Origin of the sequence: Aquabacterium sp. (assembly GCF_036279655.1) — a bacterium.
Classification (GTDB): domain Bacteria; phylum Pseudomonadota; class Gammaproteobacteria; order Burkholderiales; family Burkholderiaceae_C; genus Aquabacterium.
The window spans coordinates 1-20,289 of sequence record NZ_DASUIT010000069.1; the positions used below are offsets into that span (position 1 = coordinate 1).

Consider the following 20,289-nt stretch of genomic DNA (forward strand, 5'->3'; position numbering starts at 1 on the left):
TGGCCGAATCCCGCCGGACCCTGCTGGGGCCGGCGCAACGCGCGCAGGTGGCCGCCAGCATCCAGGCCCATCCGCAGGCCCTGCATCTGCTGGCCAGCGGCACCACCCTGGCGGGCTGGAAGCGCTATGCCCGTGACCTGAACTGGCTGCACCAACTGGCCTCCCAGCAGCGCATGCTGGTGCTCAGTGGCGACATCCACCGCAACGAGGTCGATGCCTTCCACACCGGAGGTTGGCCCCTGCATGAGGTCACCTCCTCGGGGGCGGCCGTCCGGGATGCGGTGATCGCGGGGGCCATGCAGCAGAACTTTGGCCTGCTGGAGATCGATGACGATGTGGTCCAGGCACGGCTGTTCCGCAAAGGGGCGCAGCAAAAGGCCCTGGCGCGCACCTACGACCGCCAGACCTGGCTGCCAAGAGCCTGACACACCGCCAGCCTGCGTCCCCCTGTTGTCAGCGCTTGGGGCCGTGCTTCTTGCCGTGCACCTTGGTGGACACCGGGGCTTTGCCCGTGGCGCGGGGCGGCAAGCCCGTGTGCTGCGTCAGGATGCGCCCGGCCGGCGGTTGGCCGCCCGATTTGGCGCGGCCTTGCGTCACCACCGAGGTCTTGGTGCCTGCCGCCGTTGAGTTCTTGCGTCGCGCGCTCTGATAGCCGCCATCGGTGCTGGGCTGATACGTCGGGATCAGATGGTGCTGGCCGTTGCCGATCAGGTCGGCGCGGCCCATGGCCTTGAGCGCATCGCGCAGCAGCGGCCAGTTGTTGGGGTCGTGGTAGCGCAGGAAGGCCTTGTGCAGGCGGCGGCGCTTTTCACCCTTGACGATGTCCACACGCTCGCCCTTGCCCTCGATGCGGCTGATGCCCTTGAGCGGGTTGAGGCCCGAGTGGTACATGGCCGTGGCGGTGGCCATGGGGCTGGGGTAGAAGGTCTGCACCTGGTCGGCCTTGAAGCCATTGCGCTTGAGCCAGATGGCCAGGTGCATCATGTCCTCATCGGTGGTGCCCGGGTGGGCGGCGATGAAGTAGGGGATCAGGTACTGCTTCTTGCCGGCCTCTTCGCTGTACTTCTCGAACAGTTGCTTGAAGCGATCGTAGGCGCCCATGCCGGGCTTCATCATCTTGCTCAGCGGGCCTTGCTCGGTGTGCTCGGGGGCGATCTTGAGGTAGCCGCCCACGTGGTGGGTCACCAGCTCCTGAATGTATTCGGGCGACTTGACCGCCAGGTCATAGCGCAGGCCCGAGCCGATCAGGATCTTCTTGATGCCCTTGATGTGCCGCGCTTGGCGGTACAGGCTGATCAGGCGGCGGTGGTCCGTGTTGAGGTTGCTGCAGATGTCCGGGTACACGCAGGAGGGCTTGCGGCAGGCCGCCTCGATCTCGGGCGACTTGCAGCCCAGGTGGTACATATTGGCCGTGGGCCCGCCCAGATCGGAGATCACGCCTGTGAAGCCCTTGACCTGATCGCGGATGGCCTTGATCTCACGCAGGATGGAGTCTTCAGAGCGGCTCTGGATGATGCGCCCTTCATGCTCGGTGATGGAGCAGAAGGTGCAGCCGCCAAAGCAGCCCCGCATGATGTTCACGCTGAAGCGGATCATGTCCCAGGCCGGGATGACCGCATCGCCGTAGCGGGGGTGGGGTGCGCGCGCATAGGGCAGGTCGAACACCAGGTCCATCTCGCGCGTGCTCAGCGGGATGGGCGGCGGGTTGATCCACACATCGCGGGCACCGGGGCCTTCGCCATGGCGTTGCACCAGGGCTCGCGCGTTGCCGGGGTTGGTCTCCAGGTGCAGCACGCGGTTGGCGTGGGCGTAGAGCACGGGATCGTCCTTGAGCGCCTCGTAAGCCGGCAGGCGGATCACGGTGCGATCGCGTGGGGGCATGACGATGCGGCCACTGCGCTCGGGCAGCGCCGCCTTCTTGCTCGCCAGGGCCGGGTTGGGCACGATCTTGATGGGCTTGGCGCCCTGACCCGGGTCGAAGGCGCCGGCCTCTTCGAGTGCGCAGCTCTCGCCCTGCTGGGTGGCCAGTTGGCCTGTGGTCAGGTAAGGGTTGATGTGCTGGTCGATGCGGCCGGGCAGGTCCACCTCGGTCGAATCGAGTTCGAACCAGCCCTCGGCACTGGGGTCATGGCGGCGGCGCAGGAAGGCCGTGCCACGCACATCGGTGATCGATTCGATGGGCTCGCGTGCCGCCAGGCGGTGGGCCACCTCGATGATGGCGCGCTCGGCGTTGCCGTACAGCAGCAGATCGGCCTTGGCATCCAGCAAGATGGAGCGGCGCACCTTGTCCGACCAGTAGTCGTAGTGGGCGATGCGGCGCAGCGAGGCCTCGATGCCGCCCATGACGATGGGCACGTCCTTGAAGGCCTCGCGGCAGCGCTGCGCGTACACGGCCGAGCAGCGGTCGGGGCGGGCGCCGCCCTGGCCACCGGGGGTGTAGGCGTCGTCACTGCGGATCTTGCGATCGGCCGTGTAGCGGTTGATCATCGAGTCCATGTTGCCCGCCGCCACGCCCCAGAACAGATTGGGCTTGCCCAGCACCTTGAAGGGCTCGGCACTCAGCCAGTCGGGCTGGGCGATGATGCCCACCCGAAAGCCCTGGGCCTCCAGCACGCGGCCGATCACGGCCATGCCGAAGCTGGGGTGGTCCACATAGGCATCGCCCGTGACGATGATGATGTCGCAGCTGTCCCAGCCCAGGGCGTCCATCTCGGCGCGACTGGTGGGCAGGAACTTCGCCGGCCCGAAACGCTTGGCCCAGAACGGCGGGTAGCTGTCGATGGGTTGGGCGGCGGGCAGGGCGGGGACGCTGGAGGCAGGGCGGGGCGCGACGATCGGATCGGACATGGGGCAGGGCGCGACAAAGCGACGACGAGGGGCGCCGACAGGCAAGCCGCTATTGTCGCTTGTCGTGTCCGATCAGAGCCCCTTTTTCAATCAAGGCCTTTCATCAGTCGGGCCTTGATCTTTTTGCCCTTGACCTTGCCTGCGTTCAGTCGTGCGGTGGCCTGGGTGCCGATGCTGCGCTCGACGGCCACATAGGTGTGAAAGTCGGTGACGTTGATCTTGCCGATCTGGCTGCCCTGAAAGCCTGCTTCACCCGTGAGCGCTCCCAGCACATCGCCCGGGCGGATCTTTTCCTTGCGGCCCCCCAGGATCTGAATCGTGACCATGGGGGCCTGCAACGGGCTCTGGCTGGCTGGGACCAGTTCCGCCAGCTCATGCCATTCGGACTCGCGCTTTTGCATGACCTCGATGTTGCCCACGCGGCCCATCTCGTCCATGCTGGCCAGGTTCAGAGCCCAGCCCTCGGCATCGCCCCGGCCGGTGCGGCCGATGCGGTGGATGTGCACCTCGGGGTCGGGTGTCACGTCGACATTGATCACGGCCTCCAGCTGGGCGATGTCCAGCCCGCGTGCGGCCACATCGGTGGCCACCAGCACCGAGGCGCTGCGGTTGGCAAACTGGATCAGCACCTGATCGCGGTCGCGTTGCTCCAGATCGCCGTGCAGGGGCAGGGCCTCGATGCCATGGGCGCTCAGCACGTCGACCAGATCACGGCATTGCTGCTTGGTATTGCAGAAGGCGATGGCACTGGTTGGGCGATAGTGCAGCAGCAATCGGGTGACGGCGTCCAGCCGGGTGTCGCTGTCCACCTGGTACCAGCGCTGGCGGATTTTGCTGGCCTCGTGCGTGGCCTGCACCTTGACGGATTTCGGATCACGCAAGAAGCGGGCGCTGAGCTCGGCAATGCCCTCGGGGTAGGTGGCCGAGAACAGCAGGGTCTGCCGCGTCTTGGGGCACTGGCGGGCCACCGTCACGATGTCGTCATGGAAGCCCATGTCCAGCATGCGGTCGGCCTCGTCGAGCACCAGGGTGTTGAGGGCGCTCAGGTCCAGGGTGCCGCGCTCCAGGTGGTCCATCAGGCGCCCGGGGGTACCCACCACGATGTGCGCGCCGTGAGACAGGCTCTCGATCTGCGGGCGCATGGTCGAGCCGCCGCACAAGGTCAGCACCTTGATGTTGGCCTCGAAGCGGGCCAGGCGGCGGACTTCCTGCGTGACCTGCTCGGCCAGCTCGCGCGTGGGACACATCACCATGGCCTGCACCTGCAGGCGCGAGGCGTCCAGCCGGCTCAGCAGGGGCAGGGCAAAAGCGGCGGTCTTGCCGCTGCCGGTCTTGGCCTGGGCGATCAGATCGTGTCCGGCCAGGGTAAGGGGCAGGCTGGCCGCTTGAACGGGCGTCATGCTCAGGTAGCCCAGCTGTGTCAGGTTCTCCAGCATGGCCGCGCTCAGCGGCTGTGTCTGAAAAGCCATGGTGTCTGACGGAGGCTTGGGGGTCGTGTCCATATTCATGGATGTATTAGGCCTCAAGTTGCGTCCCCGACAGCTTGGCTCCTCGGTCAAGGGGTGTCTGGCGCAAACCCGGATGGAGTGCGTGTCAAGGCTTTGCCATACTCGCGTCCACGACCATGGGGCGCGTATCGGCATCGGCCTGATGTTGCGGCGCCCCATGTCGTCATGAAAATCAATCAACTTGGAAGGATCCGATATGAGCACGATCACAGGCACGTCTGGCGATGAATTGCTGGAAGGCACCGCTGGCGATGACACCCTGACTGGCGGCTTTGGCCAGGACACCTTGATCGGAGGGGCAGGCAATGACCTGTTCGAGCCGACGGTGACGGTGATTCCTCCGTCCTACTACGGCCCGGCGTCGATCCTTCAGGACGGGGACGATACCTACGTCTTCCAACCCGGCTTTGGCCAGGACACCATCAACGAGCTGGGCGGCACCAGCAGCAGTTCTTCGACCTATACCGGCAGCAACCTGGATCGCATCGTCTTCGGAGAAGGGCTTTCACCCGCCGATGCAGTGGTGACACCCGTGCCCGATGCCAATGGGGCCTGGCGCCTCAACATCCGTTTTGCCGGCACCGATGATTCGGTGACCTTCAATGCGGAGAGCCCCTACGCTGTCGGCAGCAGTTTTGGCATCGAGACCGTGGAGTTCGCCGATGGCACGCGCTGGACGCTGCAGGATCTCTGGCAACGGGCCGACCCAGGTTCACTGAAACTGGGCACCGATGGCAACGACAGCCTGGGCACCCTCGGTCTGGGCCTGTTCGACGACACCCTCATGGGCCTGGCGGGCGATGACAGCCTCTATGGCGGCCGGGGCAATGATGTGCTCGAAGGCGGCTTGGGCAATGACACCATCGATGTGGGTGGCGAGAGCGACACCGTCTTGTTCAATCTGGGCGATGGCCGCGATGTGGTCGTGCTGTCTGGGTTGGCAGGCAGCGACACGGTGGTGCTGGGCGATGGCCTGGATCGCCAGGGCATGAGCGTGGGGGCGCGCTGGTCCACGGTCAGGGGCAGCGAGATCACCCTGACATTCAATGATCACGATGCTCTGACACTGCGCAATGTGGACAACAACGGCATGGCGCTGCGGTTTGCCGACGGCAGCACCCTGACGATGGCCGAGATCCGGGACCAGGCCGCGCTGCAGGAGATGGTGGGCACATCTGGCAACGACTCCATGTATGGGCACTCGACCGCAGACACCTTGCGTGGCCTGGCGGGCGATGACGTGCTCAATGGCAGCAGCGGCGATGACCTGATCGACGGCGGTGCGGGCAATGACCTGTTGGTGGGCTCGGCCGCATGGGTCTATCCGGCATCCTCTCCGTCACATTACCCTCCGGCGCCTGGTTATCAGACCACCAGCGGAACCGACACGTATGTCTTTGATGTCGGATTTGGCCAGGACACCATCCGTGAGGATGAAGACTTTTCTGACGACTATCCCTACAGCGAATGGCCGAGCAAGTCGGACACCATTCGGTTCGGGGCCGGTTTGTCCCCCGCCAACATGGTGGTCAGTCTGGTGGATGCGACCCATTTGAAGATCAGCTCGGGCACGGACTCCGTGCAGTTCAATGTCCGACGTTCGGGCGCGGGCATCGAGCGCATCGAGTTCGCCGACGGCACGCAGTGGGATGCCATGCAACTGCTGCAGTCCCTCTCTGGGCGGGTCTTGACCGGCACAGCCAGCGCGGATGTCCTGACCGGACAGAATGGCAATGACAGCCTGGAGGGGCTCGCGGGCGATGACACCCTGAACGGTGGTTATGGGGCTGACCGATTGTCTGGCGGGCAGGGCAAGGACGTCATCGTCGCCACCCGTGACGCTGCGCTCTCGTTTGACAACGAGGCCGATGTGATCGTCTTTGCCGCCGGGGATGGACAGGACACCCTGCGCGTGGATGGCCTGGACACCATCGAGATGGGCAGTGGCTTGAGCAAGTCAGGGCTCACGATCGGGCGTCGTGTGCCGACCAGTGGCAGCTACGAGGGCAACTTCGGTCAGATCACATTGTCATCGGCCAATGGCGATGCCCTCACCTTGCTCAATGCGGGGACCTGGGATGGTTTGACCGTGCGCTTCAGCGATGGCAGCACCCTGTCGGGGGCTGAGATCGTGGCGACGGCGTCGCTTGGCAGCACGATCGGTACCTCGGGCGCAGACACCATCACCGGATGGTATGGCATGAATGATTTGATCCAGGGCCTGGGCGGCAATGATCAGCTCTACGCCTACGGTGGGCAGGACACGCTGGATGGCGGCGCCGGCAACGACACCTTGGTGGCTGGCGCCGAGCGCGCCATCCTGATCGGCGGCAAGGGCAATGACCGCATCGAGATGTCTCCCCGTTATGGGACAGGCGATCCGACGGTGGTGTTTCAGGCGGGGGACGGCAAGGACACCGTGCTGGCCAATGGCAACGCCACACTCCAGATCAAGGGTGTGGCCTCCAGCAAGCTGGCGGTCAGCGCCCGCACAGCCGCGGCCGATGGCAGCAGCGACGGCCAGATCACCCTGAGCTGGGGGACCACCGATGCCATCGTCCTGACCTCGGCGAGCAACTGGAATCTGCAGAACCTGCGTCTGCAGTTCGACGATGGCACCATCGTGAGCGGCGAGACCATCATCCAGCGTGCCGAGGCCACGGCGCAGGTCGGAACCCTCTTCAATGACACCTTGCAAGGCTGGTGGGAGTACGACGACATCTTGCAGGGCAAGGCGGGCAATGATTTCCTGGCGGGGGCGAGCGGTGCAGACACCCTGGAAGGTGGGGACGGTCGTGACACCCTGCTGGGTCAGGATGGTGACGATCGACTGATCGGTGGTCGGGGTAACGACAACTATGTGTATGGCGTTGGCGAAGGCCACGACACCATCGTCGATCAGGACAGCACCTGGTTCAACTCCGACACCCTGACGTTCACCGGTTACGACAGTGATCAACTCTGGCTCACGCGCGCAGGCAACAACCTGGAGATCGGTGTCGTGGGGAATGCCGATCGGGTCACGATCGATGGCTGGTTTGCGTCCAGCAACAACCGCGTCGAGAAGATCGTCGACATGGATGGCAATGTTCTGAGTGCGACCAAGGTGGCGGGGCTGGTCAGTGCCATGGCCAGTTTCACACCGCCCACAGGGATGGGGGGCTCACTCGATCCTGCGGTGGCGGCTCAGTTGAGCACGATCATGGCCAGCAGCTGGGCGTGATTCCAGCCCATGGGATGTGAGGCGAGGGGCCCTGCGGGGCCCCTTTTGCCATGTTCTGGCGCAGCAGGCCGGAGCTCAAATCCTGGCTGATCAGCATGGGTTTGGATGGCCGACGCCGAATCATGGCAGGATACGGGCTCGAACATCGACCGGGCTGGAGACTCCATTCGGCCCGCCCCCTGTTGACCTGACGGAGATGCATTTGAAGAAGTTATTTGCGGCCCTGGCCATGACGCTGGCTGGTGTGACCACGGTCTTCATCCCTTTTGAATCCGAGGCCAAGCGCCTGGGTGGCGGACGCCCGGCGGGCATGCAGCGCCAGATGCCGGCCAAGACACCGGATGCGCCGCCGGCCAAACCTGCTCAACCCACCAACGCCACCGCTCCGGCGGCAGGTGCGGCGCCCGCAGCGGCCGCCGCAGGCAAGCGTTCCTGGATGGGCCCCATCGCTGGCATCGCTGCCGGTTTGGGCATTGCTGCGCTCATGAGCCACCTGGGCATGGGTGAGGCCTTCGGCAACTTCCTGACCATGGCCCTGCTGGCCCTGGCCGCCGTGTTCGTCATTGGCTGGCTGATGCGCCGCTTCAAGGGCGCCCAGGCCACGGGCCCTCAACTGGCCGGTGCGGGCGCGCCTTATGGCTCGCCCCAACAGGCCCAGCCTCAATCGATGCAGCGCCAGGCTGTTCAGCCCGCAGCCTTCACCCCTGGTGCATCCACGTCATCGGCATCCGCACCAACCACTGCCGTGGCCCAGACGCCCGAGGGCTTTGACGCGGCCGGTTTCGAGCGCATCGCCAAGATGATCTTCATCCGACTGCAGGCCGCCAACGATGCCGGGCAAGTGGATGATCTGCGCAAGTTCACCACCCCCGAGTTGTTCGCCTCCCTGCGCCTGGATCTGCAGGAGCGTGGCGCATCGCCCAACCAGACCGATGTGGTCCAGCTGGATGCCGAACTGGTCGATACCGCTCAGGAAAACGGTCAATGGGTGGCCTCGGTGCGCTTTCATGGCCTGATCCGTGAAGAGGCCGAGCAGGGCGCTCAGCCTTTCAACGAACTGTGGCATCTGGTCAAGCCACTCGACGACAGCCGCGAGTGGGCCATCGCCGGGATCACGCCGCTGGACGCCTGATCCCCCGCGTCGCGTGTGACCGAACGCCTCGGTGTGCCTGACAGGGTGCACTGAGGCGTTGCTGTTTGTGGGGTGAGCGATACGCCGATTTCGTTAAGTTCTGTTAAAAAGGGCCGATAAGCTACTCATCGATATCCATACGTCGTCACTCCGGGAGGCCGGGGGTGGACGCATTCACATGTCTTCCTCGGTCACCGATTCCTCGTTGGTGCGTGCGTCTTCGGATGTGACGAGCTCAGACGCCCCCGAGCCATTGCCGGGGCGCCTGCTCGTGGGGCTGATGCTGGTGTTCCTGGCCTTCTGGCTGATGCCTCCCCTGGACTTTCTCAAATCCAGCCAGTCCGTTTTCCCGCTGTTCGTGCACACCTTGCTGGAGGTGGGGGCCATCCTGGCCGCACTGATGGTGTTTTCAGTGGCCTGGCTGGCCCGGAGCGTGCAGCAGCCCTCAGGCCTCATGCTCATGGGCTGTGGCTTTCTGGCCGTGGGCCTGATCGATTTCGGACATGCCTTGTCCTACAAGGGCATGCCGGATTTCGTGACGGCGGCCGGGCCTGAAAAGGCCATCCAGTTCTGGCTGGCGGCGCGTTATCTGGCCTCCTTGAGCCTGCTGGCGGTGGCCTTCCCGATGCCCGGGTGGCTGAGGCGTCCGGGGTCGCGTTATCTGATGCTGCTGGCCGCCCTGGGGGTGAGTGTCGCCGTTTACACGGTCAACCTGTGGTTTCCGGCGCTGTGGCCCCGCACCTTTGTGATCGATCAGGGCCTGACGACTTTCAAGGTGGCGGCGGAATATGGCGTCATCGCCATCACGGCCCTGGCGGCCGTGGTCCTGTGTCGGCGTGCGCCGCGATCCCTGGGCTACAGCACGACCGATCTGTGCACGGCGGCGATCATCACGATCATGTCCGAGCTGTGTCTGACGCTGTACTCCAACGTCAACGACATCTTCAGCCTGCTGGGACACCTCTACAAGGTGCTGGCTTACTTCTTCATCTACCGCGCCGTGTTCGTGGCCAGTGTGCGCGAACCCTACAAGCGGCTGAAGGTCGAGATGGCCGAGCGCCGTGAGGCCGAGCGGCGCATCGAGTACCTGGCCTTCCACGATGTGCTGACCCGCCTGCCCAACCGCGAGCTGGCCCGCGATCGCCTGCAGCAGGCCGTGGCCGATGCCCGCCGCCATGAGCAGCGGGTGGCACTGGTGTACCTGGATCTGGACAACTTCAAGGCCATCAACGACACCCTGGGACATGGGGCCGGTGACCGGCTGCTGCAGGCGCTGGCGCAACGCTTCATTGCACAGGTGCGCGAGAGCGACAGCGTGTGTCGGCTCGGTGGTGATGAGTTCCTGCTGGTGCTCAAGGGCTTGAGCGAGATCGATGTCGTGGCCCCCCTGATGGTCAAGCTGCTCGATGAGCTGCAGCGCCCGGTGGCCATCGATGGACATGAGCTGGTGATCTCGGCCTCGGCGGGGGTGGCCATGTACCCGGAGGATGGGGCCGATTTCGACGCCTTGCTCCAGAAGGCGGACATGGCCATGTACCGCGCCAAGGAGGTGGGGCGCAACACCTATCGCTTCTTCAACGACGACATGAACACCGAGTTGCTGGAGCGTCTGAGCATGCGCAGCGGCTTGCGCCGCGCGCTGGAGCAGGGGCAGTTCCAACTCTACTATCAGCCCCAGGTCGATCTGCGCACAGCGCAGGTGGTCGGCGCCGAAGCCTTGATCCGCTGGCACCATCCCGAGCAGGGCTTGATCTCCCCGGCGCGTTTCATCCCGGTGGCGGAAGAAAGCGGCTTGATCGTGCCCATCGGTGACTGGGTCATCGAAGAGGCCTGCCGTCAGGCCGCAGCCTGGGTGGCCATGGGTCTGCCGCCCATGACCGTGGCTGTCAACCTGTCGGCGGTGCAGTTCCGCCGGGGGGACGTCAAGCAGGTGGTCGAGCGAGCGCTGCTGCAGACGGGGCTGGACGCATCCCTGCTGGAGCTGGAGCTCACCGAATCCCTGATGATCAGCAATCCCGACGCCGTGCAGGAACAGACCCGTCAGCTCAAGGCCCTGGGGGTGACCCTGGCCATCGATGATTTCGGCACGGGCTACTCCAGCCTGTCCTACCTCAAGCGATTTGCGGTGGACAAGCTCAAGATCGACCAGAGCTTCGTGCGGGACCTGGACTCCGATGGGGATGACGCCGCCATCGTGCGCGCCATCATCCAGGTGGCCGGCAGCCTGGGCATGAAGACCATCGCCGAAGGGGTGGAGCGTGACGAGATCGCGCAGACCCTGCAAAGGCTGGGCTGTGAGGAAGCCCAGGGCTATCTGTATGCGCGCCCCATGCCAGCCCCCGAGCTCGAAGCCTGGCTGCGCGCTCAGTCCTCCTCACCGAGGAAGCCGCCGCTCTGATGCGCCCACAGGCGGGCGTACAGGCCACCGTGTGCCAGCAGGCTGGCGTGGTCGCCTTCTTCCACGATGCGGCCCTGATCCAGCACGATCAGCCGGTCCATGGCCGCGATGGTGGACAGCCGGTGGGCGATGGCCACCACGGTCTTGCCCTCCATCAGACGGTAGAGGCTGGCCTGGATGGCGGCTTCGACCTCGGAGTCCAAGGCGCTGGTGGCCTCGTCGAGCAGCAGGATGGGGGCGTCCTTGAGCATCACCCGGGCGATGGCAATGCGCTGGCGCTGGCCGCCTGAGAGCTTGACGCCGCGTTCACCCACGTGGGCGTCGTAGCCTTGCCGACCCTTGGGGTCGCTCAGGGCCTGGACGAAGTCATGGGCCTCGGCCTTGCGCGCCGCGCGGATCATGTCCTCGTCCGTGGCGTCGGGTCGACCATAGAGGATGTTGTCGCGCACCGAGCGGTGCAGCAACGAGGTGTCCTGCGTCACCATGCCCACCTGCGCGCGCAGGCTGTCCTGGGTGACCTTGGCGATGTCCTGGCCGTCGATCAGCACACGCCCCTGCTCGACATCGTAAAAGCGCAGCAAGAGGTTGACGATGGTGGACTTGCCCGCGCCCGAGCGGCCGACCAGACCGATTTTTTCGCCCGGGCGGATGTGCAGGTTCAGGTGCTCGATCACCGCGCGATCGCCGCCGTAATGGAAGCTCACGTCCTCAAAGCGGATCTCGCCGCGTGGCACGCTCAGTGCGGTCGCATCGGGGCAGTCGACCACGGAGTGCGGGCGCGAGAGGGTGTTGATGCCGTCCTGCACGGTGCCGATGTGCTCGAACAGCGAGGCCATCTCCCACATCATCCAGTGCGAGATGCCGTTCAGGCGCAGGGCCATGGCGGTGGCCGCCGCCACGGCACCGATGCCCACCTGCCCTTGCGTCCACAGCCACAGGGCGATGCCGCAGGTGCTCAGGATGAGCAGCATGCTCAGCGTGTGGTTGACGACCTCGAAGCCACTGACCAGGCGCATCTGCCCGTGCACCGTCACCATGAAGTCCTTCATGGCCGAGCGTGCGTAGGCCGCTTCGCGGTGGCTGTGCGAAAACAGTTTGACCGTGGCGATGTTCGTGTAGGCATCGGTGATGCGCCCGGTCATCAGGGAGCGGGCATCGGCTTGCGAGCGCGCCATGCGGCTCAGGCGGGGCACGAAGTAGCTCACGGCGGCGGCATACAGCAGCAGCCAGCCTATGAAGGGCAGCAGCAGCCAGGCGTCGAAGCTGCCCACCACGGCCGTCATGGTCACGAAATAGATCACCACGAAGACCAGGATGTCGCCCACGATGAAGGTGGTGTCGCGCACCGCCAGGGCCGCCTGCATGACCTTGGTGGCCACGCGGCCGGCGAACTCGTCCTGGTAAAAGCCCATGCTCTGGCTGAGCATCAGGCGGTGGAAGTTCCAGCGCAGCTTCATCGGAAAGTTGCCCGCCAGGGTCTGGTGCTTGAGCAGGGTCTGGAACCACACGGCCAGCGGGCTGGCCAGCAAGATGCCCGCCAGCATCAGCAGGTGGTCCTGGGCATGCGTCCACAGCTGGTGGCGAGGGATGTCGCTCAGCCAGTCGACGATGTTGCCCAGCATGGCAAAGAGCAGGGCCTCGAAAGCCCCGATCAAGGCCGTCAGGGTGGTCATGCCCAGCAGGAAGGGGCGCATGCCCTGGGTGCAGGCCCACACGAAGGCCAGGAAACCTTTGGGTGGGGCCGTCGGGGGCGCCTCGGGATAGGGGTCGATCAGTCGTTCAAACCAGCTCAGCACGCATGCGCTCCTCAATCAAGGCAGCAAGCGTAACGGCTTTGGCGAGCTGGATCCGGATTGTCGTCTATCAGACGGTTTTTGGGGCGGGTTCCTGGGGCTAACGCTATGGTCATGAGGCTGCCCTTTACGTAGAGTTCCACCTTTGGTTGTTCGCTTCAGCCGGGGGGGAGTCCGGCGAGCCTGCATGAACGAGACTGTTTTCAAGCCCCATGCGGTCTCCCTGAGTTTCCGGGATGCTGATGTGGAGTCGGCCTATCAGGCTGCTGTGCTGCCGCGCATGCGGTGGCACGGCCGAGTCGCGACCATCCTGGGCATGCTGGTCTATGCCCTGTTCGGCGCGCTGGACGTGTTCCATGTGCCCCTGCATCTGCAAGGGCTGATCTGGCAGGTGCGGGGTGTCGAAGGCGTGCTGGTGCTGGCCTTGCTGGCCTGGAGCTGGCACCCGCGCTACACCGCCCCTCAGGCCGACCTGGCCCTGATGCTGGTGGGCGGTGTGGCCGCCATGGGCATGCTGGTGATCTTCTGGATCCTGCCGCCTCAGGCCCTGGCCTCCTACTATGCGGGCCTGTTGCTGATCACCTTCTACACCTACAACTTCATCGGCACGCGTTTTGTCTATGCCCTGGGGGCCAATCTGACCCTGCTGACGGCCTACAACGTGGTGTTTGGCTGGCTGCGCCCGGGGCCTTTCGATCAGTGGGTGAGTCACAACCTCCACCTCATCAGCGCCAATGTGCTGGGCGGCACGGCGGCCTATTTCGCCGAGTACCAGCGCCGCCGCCTGTTCCATGTCGAACAGGGGCTCAAGGTCGACCGCTTGCACCTGCAGCACCATGCCTTGCACGATGCCCTGACCGAGTTGCCCAACCGCGTGCTGCTGGTGGACCGCATTGACCAGGCGCTCACCCAGTCGCGTCGCTCCGGGCAGGGCGGGGTGGTGCTGTTCGTGGACCTCGATGGCTTCAAGCTGGTCAATGACACCCATGGCCACGAGGCCGGGGATGACGTGCTGCGCGAAGTGGCGCGCCGCCTGCGCGATTGTCTGCGCGAGTCGGACACGCTCTCGCGCATCGGCGGTGACGAGTTCGTGCTGCTGTCCCTGGGGGTCTGCAATGAAGAGCAACTGGAGGCCTTGTCCGACAAGCTCCTGCAGGTGCTCGAAGCACCTTATGTGGTGCGCCCACCCCGGCGGGATCAGACGGTGGTGGTGCGCATCAGCGCCAGCATGGGCGCCTGCTTCTTCCCGCTGGAAGAGGGCGAGGCCCATGATCTGATCCGCTGGGCCGACGAGGCCATGTACAGCGCCAAGCGTCATGGGGGGGCGTTCTCGGTGTGGTCACGCGCGGCGTGAGCCTGTCGTGGCGCCGTACAACTTGTCGTGCCTCCGCCTGGGCATGGCCTGGAATATGCCCATAATCGCGGCCAGGGTTCTCCCTTGGTTTCACCTGCCCTCTCGGGGCCGTCCTGCTCATGTCCAATCCTGTCATCTCTGCGGTCAAGGCCTGTTTTGCCACGGTCGTGCTGCTCACCAACATCGTCATCGCCTTCTCGATGGTGATGCCTCTGGCGCTGATCAAGCTGGTGCTGCCCTTCAAACCCGTTCGCGTGGTGGTCGACTACGTGCTCAGCAAGATCGCCGAGGGCTGGATCGGGGTGAACAACTTCTGGATCCGCACCGTCAATCGCGGTCCGTGGCATGTGACGGGGGCAGACAGCTTTCGCTACAAGGGCTGGTACCTGGTGAGCAGCAACCACCAGAGCTGGGTCGACATCCTGGTGTTGCAGCGCGTGTTCAATCAACGCATCCCGCTGCTCAAGTTCTTCATCAAGCATGAGCTGATCTATGTGCCCCTGATGGGCCTAGCCTGGTGGGCGCTGGACTTTCCCTTCATGCGCCGCAAGGGCGGGGCCAGCATGGCCAAGGACCTGGAAACAGCCCGCAAGGCCTGCGAGAAGTTCCGCCTGATCCCCACCTCGGTGATCAGCTTCATGGAGGGCACGCGCTTCACGCAGGCCAAGCACGATCAGCAGAAGTCACCCTTCCAGTACCTGCTCAAGCCCAAGGTGGGCGGCATCGCCATGGCCCTGGAGACCATGGGCGATCAGTTCGACTGCATGATCGACGTCACCATCGTCTACCCACGCGGTGTGCCGACCTTTGGTGATCTGCTCAAGGGCCGGGTGCTGGATGTGCAGGTGCAGGTGCGCGAGGTCAAGATTCCCAAGGAGCTGACCTCGACGGATGAGGCCAGCAATCCGCAATACCGCGCCACCCTGCAGGCCTGGATCAACGAGCTGTGGGCCCAGAAGGACCGCGACATCGCGACCCTCAGGCAGCGCGGCATTCAGGGCTGAGACGCCGCTGCGCTGGCGCGATGGAGCGGTGCACGCAGCCGCTCGAAGTGTGCGGGGGCCACGTACTGCAGCAGGTCCTTGCCTTCGGCATGGATGGCCACGTCCAGCCCACGTTCGGGGTAGAGCAGGTGCGTGACACCGGCGGCGCCGGCCACCCGCTCGGCGGGCGACCCGAAGCGTTGCACCACCGTCTCTTCGTCCAATTGGGCCTGAGGGATCAGCGTCACGGCACTGATGGGGGCAGCCAGGGCCTGCTGCAGATCATCGGGCGCCAGGGTGTACTTGCGCGTGGTGCTTTCCATGAACTCGGCCTTGGGTGAGCGCTCGCGCATGGTCCGGATCTGATCCTCGGGCAGGGCCAATGAGACCACCAGCTTGCCCGTGACGAAGCCCAGCGTCACCGGGTCCACAAAGGCCTCCAGGGTGCCGTTTTCTCCGGGGGCGGCCACGATGGCGATCTGCGTGGTGTCAGGCCACAGCCGCCTGACATCGGCCAGGAGGCCTGCTGCGGGCTGATCACCGGCTTGCCCGCCCAGCACCAGGCCCGCAGGTCCGAGGATGCGCGAGCGTCCGCCCGGCAGGGCCTCGATCTGCCAGGGCGTGCCCGCCATGCTGGACACGGCATCGGGATCGCTGTGCTTCAGTCGGTCTCCCCCCACCACCAGCAGGGACGACAACACCAGGGTGCCCGCCACGGCGGCACCGATCACGGCCCATTTGTTCATGTGCGGTAGCTCGTGTCGATGCGGTCGAGTTTGCGGATCAGCGAAGGCCAGACAAAGGCACCGCCCATGCTGCCGGTCTGTACCTTCATGGCATGACCCACCCCTTCAATGATCTGTGGGTGAACCTCGGTGAGCTCGGCGCCACCCGATTGGGCCGCCAACTGGATCTGGCAGGTGGTCTCGAAGATGTACATGTGCAGGAATGCGTCGGCGATGGTGCGCCCCACGGTCAGCAGGCCATGGTTGCGCAGCATCAGGAAGTTCTTGTCGCCCAGGTCGGCCTGCAGGCGGGGCTTCTCGTCCTCGCGGAAGGCCACGCCTTCGTAGTCGTGATAGGCCAGCGACGACAGCACGAAGGTGCTCTGCTGCGAGATGGGCAGTACGCCGGCCTTCTGGGCCGACACGCCCACGCCCGCTCGGGTGTGCGTGTGCAGCACACAGCCCGCATCCTCACGCACGGCATGCACCGCGCTGTGGATGGTGAAGCCGGCCGGGTTGACCGGGAAGGGCGAGTCACTGAGCTTGTGGCAGTCCTGGTCGATCTTGACCAGGCTGGACGCCGTGATCTCGTCGAACATCAGGCCATAGGGGTTGATCAGGAAGTGGTGCTCGGGCCCGGGGATGCGTGCCGAGATGTGGGTGAAGACCAGATCGCTCCAGCCATACAGGGCCACGAGGCGGTAGGCGGCGGCCAGATCCACACGCAACTGCCACTCTTCGGGGCTGACCTGGTCCTGCAGAGAGGGGATGTTCAAGGAATTCATGGTGTCAGGCCTTGTCAAAGCAGTGTTGGTGGCGTTCACGCAGGACGTTCTTTTGCACCTTGCCCATGGCATTGCGCGGCAGATCGTCGACAAAGAAGAGGCGCTTGGGCACCTTGTAGCCGGCGATCAGGGCCTTGAGCTGGGCAATCATGTCGACCTCGTCGAGTTCCACGCCGCCCCGGGTGACCACAATGCCCACCACGCCTTCACCAAAGTCGGGGTGGGGCAGGCCGATCACGGCCGATTCCAGCACGCCGGGCAGCTTGTCGATGAGGCTTTCAATCTCGGCGGGGTAGACATTGAAGCCGCCGCTGATGACCAGGTCCTTGGCGCGCCCGACCAGGTGGACGTAGCCCTCGGCATCCAGGCGGCCGACATCGCCGGTGCGGAACCAGCCATCGGCGGTGAAGGCCTCGGCCGTCTTGTCGGGCATGCGCAGATAGCCCCGAAAGACATTGGGGCCGCGCACCTCGACATGGCCCACACCTTCGAGCGGGCAGGCTTGGCCGGCATCGTCGACGATGCGCACCTGTACGCCCGGCAAGGCCGGCCCCACGCTGCCGATCAGGCGCCGGCCGTCGACCGGGCGGCAGGGGTTGGAGCACAGCATGCCGGTCTCGCTCATGCCATATCGCTCCAGGATGGTGTGGCCCGTGCGCTGGGTGAAGGCCTCGGAGGCCGCGGGCAGCAGTGGCGCCGAACCACTGACGAACAGGCGCATGTGGGCCACCGTGCGGGCGTGAAGTGCCTCGTCGGCCAGCAGGCGTCCGTACATGGTGGGCACGCCCATGAAGACGGTGGCCTGCGGGGCGTCGTGGGCATGCATGTGGGCCAGCACACTGGGGGCATCGAAGCGTGCCAGCCAGCGCATGGGTGTGCCCGACAGCAGGGCGCAGTGGCAGGCCACGAACAGGCCGTGGATGTGGAAGATGGGCAGGGCGTGGATCAGGCAGTCGTCCTGGCGCCAGTCCCAGTGGCGCAGCAGGGTGCGGGCGTTGCTCAGCAGATTGCCGTGCGTCAGCATGGCGCCCTTGCTGCGCCCCGTGGTGCCCGAGGTGTAGAGGATGGCGGCCAGCTCGTCGCTGCCACACACGGCGGGCTCGTGCTCGTCAGGCTGTTGGGCCGCATGCACCAGCAGGCTGCCACTGCGGTCGTCGTTGAGCGTGAACAGATGGCCGACACGGCGGTGCGCGGCCAGCGGCGTGACCCAGTCCAGGTCCTGCGATCGGCACACCAGCACGGTGGGCTGGGCATCCTGCACGAAGTAGTCCAGCTCGGCCGCGCGGTAGGCCGGGTTCAGCGGCAGGAAGACCGCGCCGGCACGCAGCGTGGCCAGGTAGAGCATCAGGGCCTCGACCGACTTGTCCACGTGGGCGGCCACCACCATGGGCGTCTTGCTGGCGCGGCGTGAGCGCTCCAGCACATGGGCCAGCATGGCAGCGCCGCGCTCCAGATCACGCCAGGTGTAGTGCAGGCCCTCGTCGGTGAGGATGGCGGTCTCGTCCAGGGTGGCGGGCCAGGCGGCCCTCAGGGCGGTGTAGAGGTTCATGCGCGGTCAGGCCTTGAGCAGTGCAGCGTGGTGCGCCATGTGATCGCGCATGAAGGTGCTGATGAAATGGTAGCCGTGGTCATAGCCCTCGTGCCTGCGCAGGGTCAAGGGCTGGCCGGTGTCGCGGCAGGCCTGCTCCAGCAGGTGGGGGTGCAGTTGCTCGGCCAGGAACTTGTCGCCCAGGCCATGATCGATCAGCAGGGGCGCACAGCGGTGGCCGGCGAGGATCAGCTCGGTGGCATCGTGGCGGGCCCAGGCCTCGCGGTCGTCGCCCAGATAGCCTTGAAAGGCCTTCTGACCCCAGGGGCACTGGCTGGGCGCGGCAATGGGCGCAAAGGCCGAGACGCTGGCAAACAGATTGGGGTGCTGCAGTGCCAGGGTCAGCGCACCGTGGCCCCCCATGGAGTGGCCGAACAGGCCCAGGCGGTCCTGGTGGCCGCCAAAGCGCTGCGTCACCAGCGGCAGCAGCTCATGGATCAGATAGCTGCCCATGCGCCAGTAGCGCGACCAGGGGGCTTGCGTGGCGTCCAGATAGAAACCGGCGGCCGTGCCGAAATCCCAGTCGACATCGGCCCCCTCGATGCCCGTGCCCCGTGGGCTGGTGTCGGGGGCCAGCAGGATCAGGCCGTGCTCGGCCGCGTACTGCTGCGCTCCGGCCTTGATCGCGAAGGTCTCTTCGGTGCAGGTCAGGCCGGCCAGGTAGGTCAGCACGGGCAGGGGGCGGCCGGGGTCCTGCAGGGCCTGCGGTGGGCGATAGACCGCAAAGCGCATGGGCAGCCCGATGGTGGCCGAGGCGTGCCGGTAAAAGCCTTGTACGCCGCCAAAGCAGCGGTGCTCGCTGAGGGTCTCCAAGCTCATGCCTTGTCCTCCTGTCGGCCCGGCGGGCCTCAATAGATCACGACCGAGCGGATGGACTCGCCCCGCTTCATGAGGTCGAAGCCTTCGTTGATCTGCTCCAGCTTGAGCTTGTGGGTGATCAGATCATCGATGTTGATCTTGCCGTCCATGTACCAGTCCACGATCTTGGGCACGTCCGTGCGGCCCCGTGCGCCGCCGAAGGCCGAGCCCTCCCACTTGCGCCCGGTCACCAACTGGAAGGGGCGGGTGCTGATCTCGGCGCCGGCCTCGGCCACGCCGATGATGATGCTGCGGCCCCAGCCCTTGTGCGTGCACTCCAGGGCCTGGCGCATGACCCGGGTGTTGCCAATGCACTCGAAGCTGTAGTCGGCCCCGCCGTCGGTCAACTGCACGATGGCATCGACCACGTTGCCGCCAGCGGCTTCCAGATCCTTGGGGTTGATGAAGTGGGTCATGCCGAACTGGCGGGCCATGGCCTCGCGCTCGGGGTTGAGGTCCACGCCGATGATCTTGTCGGCGCCCACCATCTTGGCGCCCTGGATCACGTTCAGGCCGATGCCGCCCAGGCCGAAGACGACCACATTGGCCCCCGCTTCGACCTTGGCCGTGAAGAGCACGGCCCCCACGCCGGTGGTCACGCCGCAGCCGATGTAGCAGACCGTCTCGAACGGGGCATCGGGGCGGATCTTGGCCAGGGCGATTTCGGGCACCACGATGTAGTTGCTGAAGGTCGAGGTGCCCATGTAGTGCAGCAGGGGCTGGCCGTTGAGCGAAAAGCGCGAACTGCCATCGGGCATCAGGCCCTTGCCCTGGGTGCCGCGGATCTTCTGGCACAGATTGGTCTTGCGCGACAGGCAGAATTTGCACTCGCGGCACTCGGGTGTGTAGAGCGGGATGACGTGGTCGTCCTTGCGCAGGCTTTTGACGCCGGGGCCGACATCGACCACCACACCCGCGCCTTCGTGGCCCAGGATGGCCGGGAACAGGCCTTCGGGGTCCGCGCCGGACAGTGTGTAGTAGTCCGTGTGGCAGATGCCCGTGGCCTTGATCTCGACGAGGACCTCGCCTTCGCGCGGGCCCTCCAGGTCCACGGTCTCGATCGTGAGGGGCTGGCCTGCTTTCCAGGCGACGGCG

The 20,289-nt window shown here is 65.4% G+C and carries 13 protein-coding genes and 1 pseudogene; 6 read left to right on the forward strand and 8 right to left on the reverse strand.

Annotated features, from left to right (window positions below):
* Window positions 1-425, forward strand: a pseudogene (locus VFW84_RS08055) (hypothetical protein); the annotation flags it as partial.
* A 28-nt stretch (window positions 426-453) separates the two neighbouring features.
* On the opposite strand, the gene VFW84_RS08060 reads toward VFW84_RS08055, so the two are convergent.
* Both VFW84_RS08060 and dbpA read right to left on the reverse strand, forming a co-directional pair.
* A complete protein-coding gene (locus tag VFW84_RS08060) occupies window positions 454-2,847 on the reverse strand; it encodes a YgiQ family radical SAM protein (RefSeq protein WP_329679935.1) in 2,394 nt (797 codons plus the stop codon).
* Window positions 2,848-2,933: 86 nt separating this feature from the next.
* A complete protein-coding gene (gene dbpA / locus VFW84_RS08065; RefSeq protein WP_414638933.1) occupies window positions 2,934-4,349 on the reverse strand; it encodes an ATP-dependent RNA helicase DbpA in 1,416 nt (471 codons plus the stop codon).
* 202 nt (window positions 4,350-4,551) lie between these two features.
* On the opposite strand from dbpA, the gene VFW84_RS08070 reads away from it, so the two are divergent.
* The 3 genes from VFW84_RS08070 to VFW84_RS08080 all read left to right on the forward strand — a co-directional run bounded on the left by VFW84_RS08070 (window position 4,552) and on the right by VFW84_RS08080 (window position 11,108).
* Window positions 4,552-7,578 (forward strand): calcium-binding protein, encoded by a 3,027-nt coding sequence (locus tag VFW84_RS08070; RefSeq protein ID WP_329679936.1) that lies wholly within the window; start codon window positions 4,552-4,554, stop codon window positions 7,576-7,578.
* 202 nt (window positions 7,579-7,780) lie between these two features.
* Entirely contained in the window at window positions 7,781-8,710 is a 930-nt protein-coding gene (locus VFW84_RS08075; protein ID WP_329679937.1) for a Tim44 domain-containing protein, read from the forward strand.
* A gap of 178 nt (window positions 8,711-8,888) precedes the next feature.
* Window positions 8,889-11,108, forward strand: a complete 2,220-nt coding sequence (locus VFW84_RS08080; protein WP_329679938.1) for a bifunctional diguanylate cyclase/phosphodiesterase — start codon at window positions 8,889-8,891, stop codon at window positions 11,106-11,108.
* On the opposite strand, the gene VFW84_RS08085 is transcribed toward VFW84_RS08080, so the two are convergent.
* Window positions 11,075-12,904 carry an ABC transporter ATP-binding protein gene (locus VFW84_RS08085; RefSeq protein WP_329679939.1) on the reverse strand — a complete coding sequence of 610 codons (1,830 nt, stop codon included), beginning with the start codon at window positions 12,902-12,904 and terminating at the stop codon, window positions 11,075-11,077. The two genes, VFW84_RS08080 and VFW84_RS08085, sit on opposite strands and share 34 nt — an antisense overlap.
* Before the next feature lie 184 nt (window positions 12,905-13,088).
* Between VFW84_RS08085 and VFW84_RS08090 the strand changes: the two genes are divergently transcribed.
* Both VFW84_RS08090 and VFW84_RS08095 read left to right on the forward strand, forming a co-directional pair.
* Complete coding sequence (locus tag VFW84_RS08090; RefSeq protein ID WP_329679940.1) at window positions 13,089-14,255, forward strand: GGDEF domain-containing protein; 1,167 nt, start codon at window positions 13,089-13,091, stop codon at window positions 14,253-14,255.
* A gap of 119 nt (window positions 14,256-14,374) precedes the next feature.
* Complete coding sequence (locus VFW84_RS08095) at window positions 14,375-15,259, forward strand: acyltransferase (protein WP_329679941.1); 885 nt, start codon at window positions 14,375-14,377, stop codon at window positions 15,257-15,259.
* Here the strand turns inward: VFW84_RS08095 and VFW84_RS08100 are convergent.
* From VFW84_RS08100 to VFW84_RS08120, 5 genes are all read right to left on the reverse strand, one after another.
* A complete protein-coding gene (locus VFW84_RS08100) occupies window positions 15,250-15,984 on the reverse strand; it encodes a hypothetical protein (RefSeq protein ID WP_329679942.1) in 735 nt (244 codons plus the stop codon). The two genes, VFW84_RS08095 and VFW84_RS08100, sit on opposite strands and share 10 nt — an antisense overlap.
* Window positions 15,981-16,748, reverse strand: coding sequence for a class II aldolase/adducin family protein (locus VFW84_RS08105; protein WP_329679943.1), 768 nt, complete (start codon window positions 16,746-16,748; stop codon window positions 15,981-15,983). Before VFW84_RS08105 ends, VFW84_RS08100 begins: the two co-directional genes overlap by 4 nt.
* 4 nt (window positions 16,749-16,752) lie before the next feature.
* On the reverse strand, window positions 16,753-18,297 hold the full coding sequence (locus VFW84_RS08110; protein WP_329679944.1) for a malonyl-CoA synthase: 1,545 nt from the start codon (window positions 18,295-18,297) through the stop codon (window positions 16,753-16,755).
* Between the two features lie 6 nt (window positions 18,298-18,303).
* Complete coding sequence (gene fghA / locus VFW84_RS08115) at window positions 18,304-19,155, reverse strand: S-formylglutathione hydrolase (protein ID WP_329679945.1); 852 nt, start codon at window positions 19,153-19,155, stop codon at window positions 18,304-18,306.
* Window positions 19,156-19,184: 29 nt separating this feature from the next.
* Window positions 19,185-20,289 (reverse strand): S-(hydroxymethyl)glutathione dehydrogenase/class III alcohol dehydrogenase (locus VFW84_RS08120; RefSeq protein ID WP_329679946.1); only part of this gene is annotated, 1,105 nt, incomplete at its 5' end.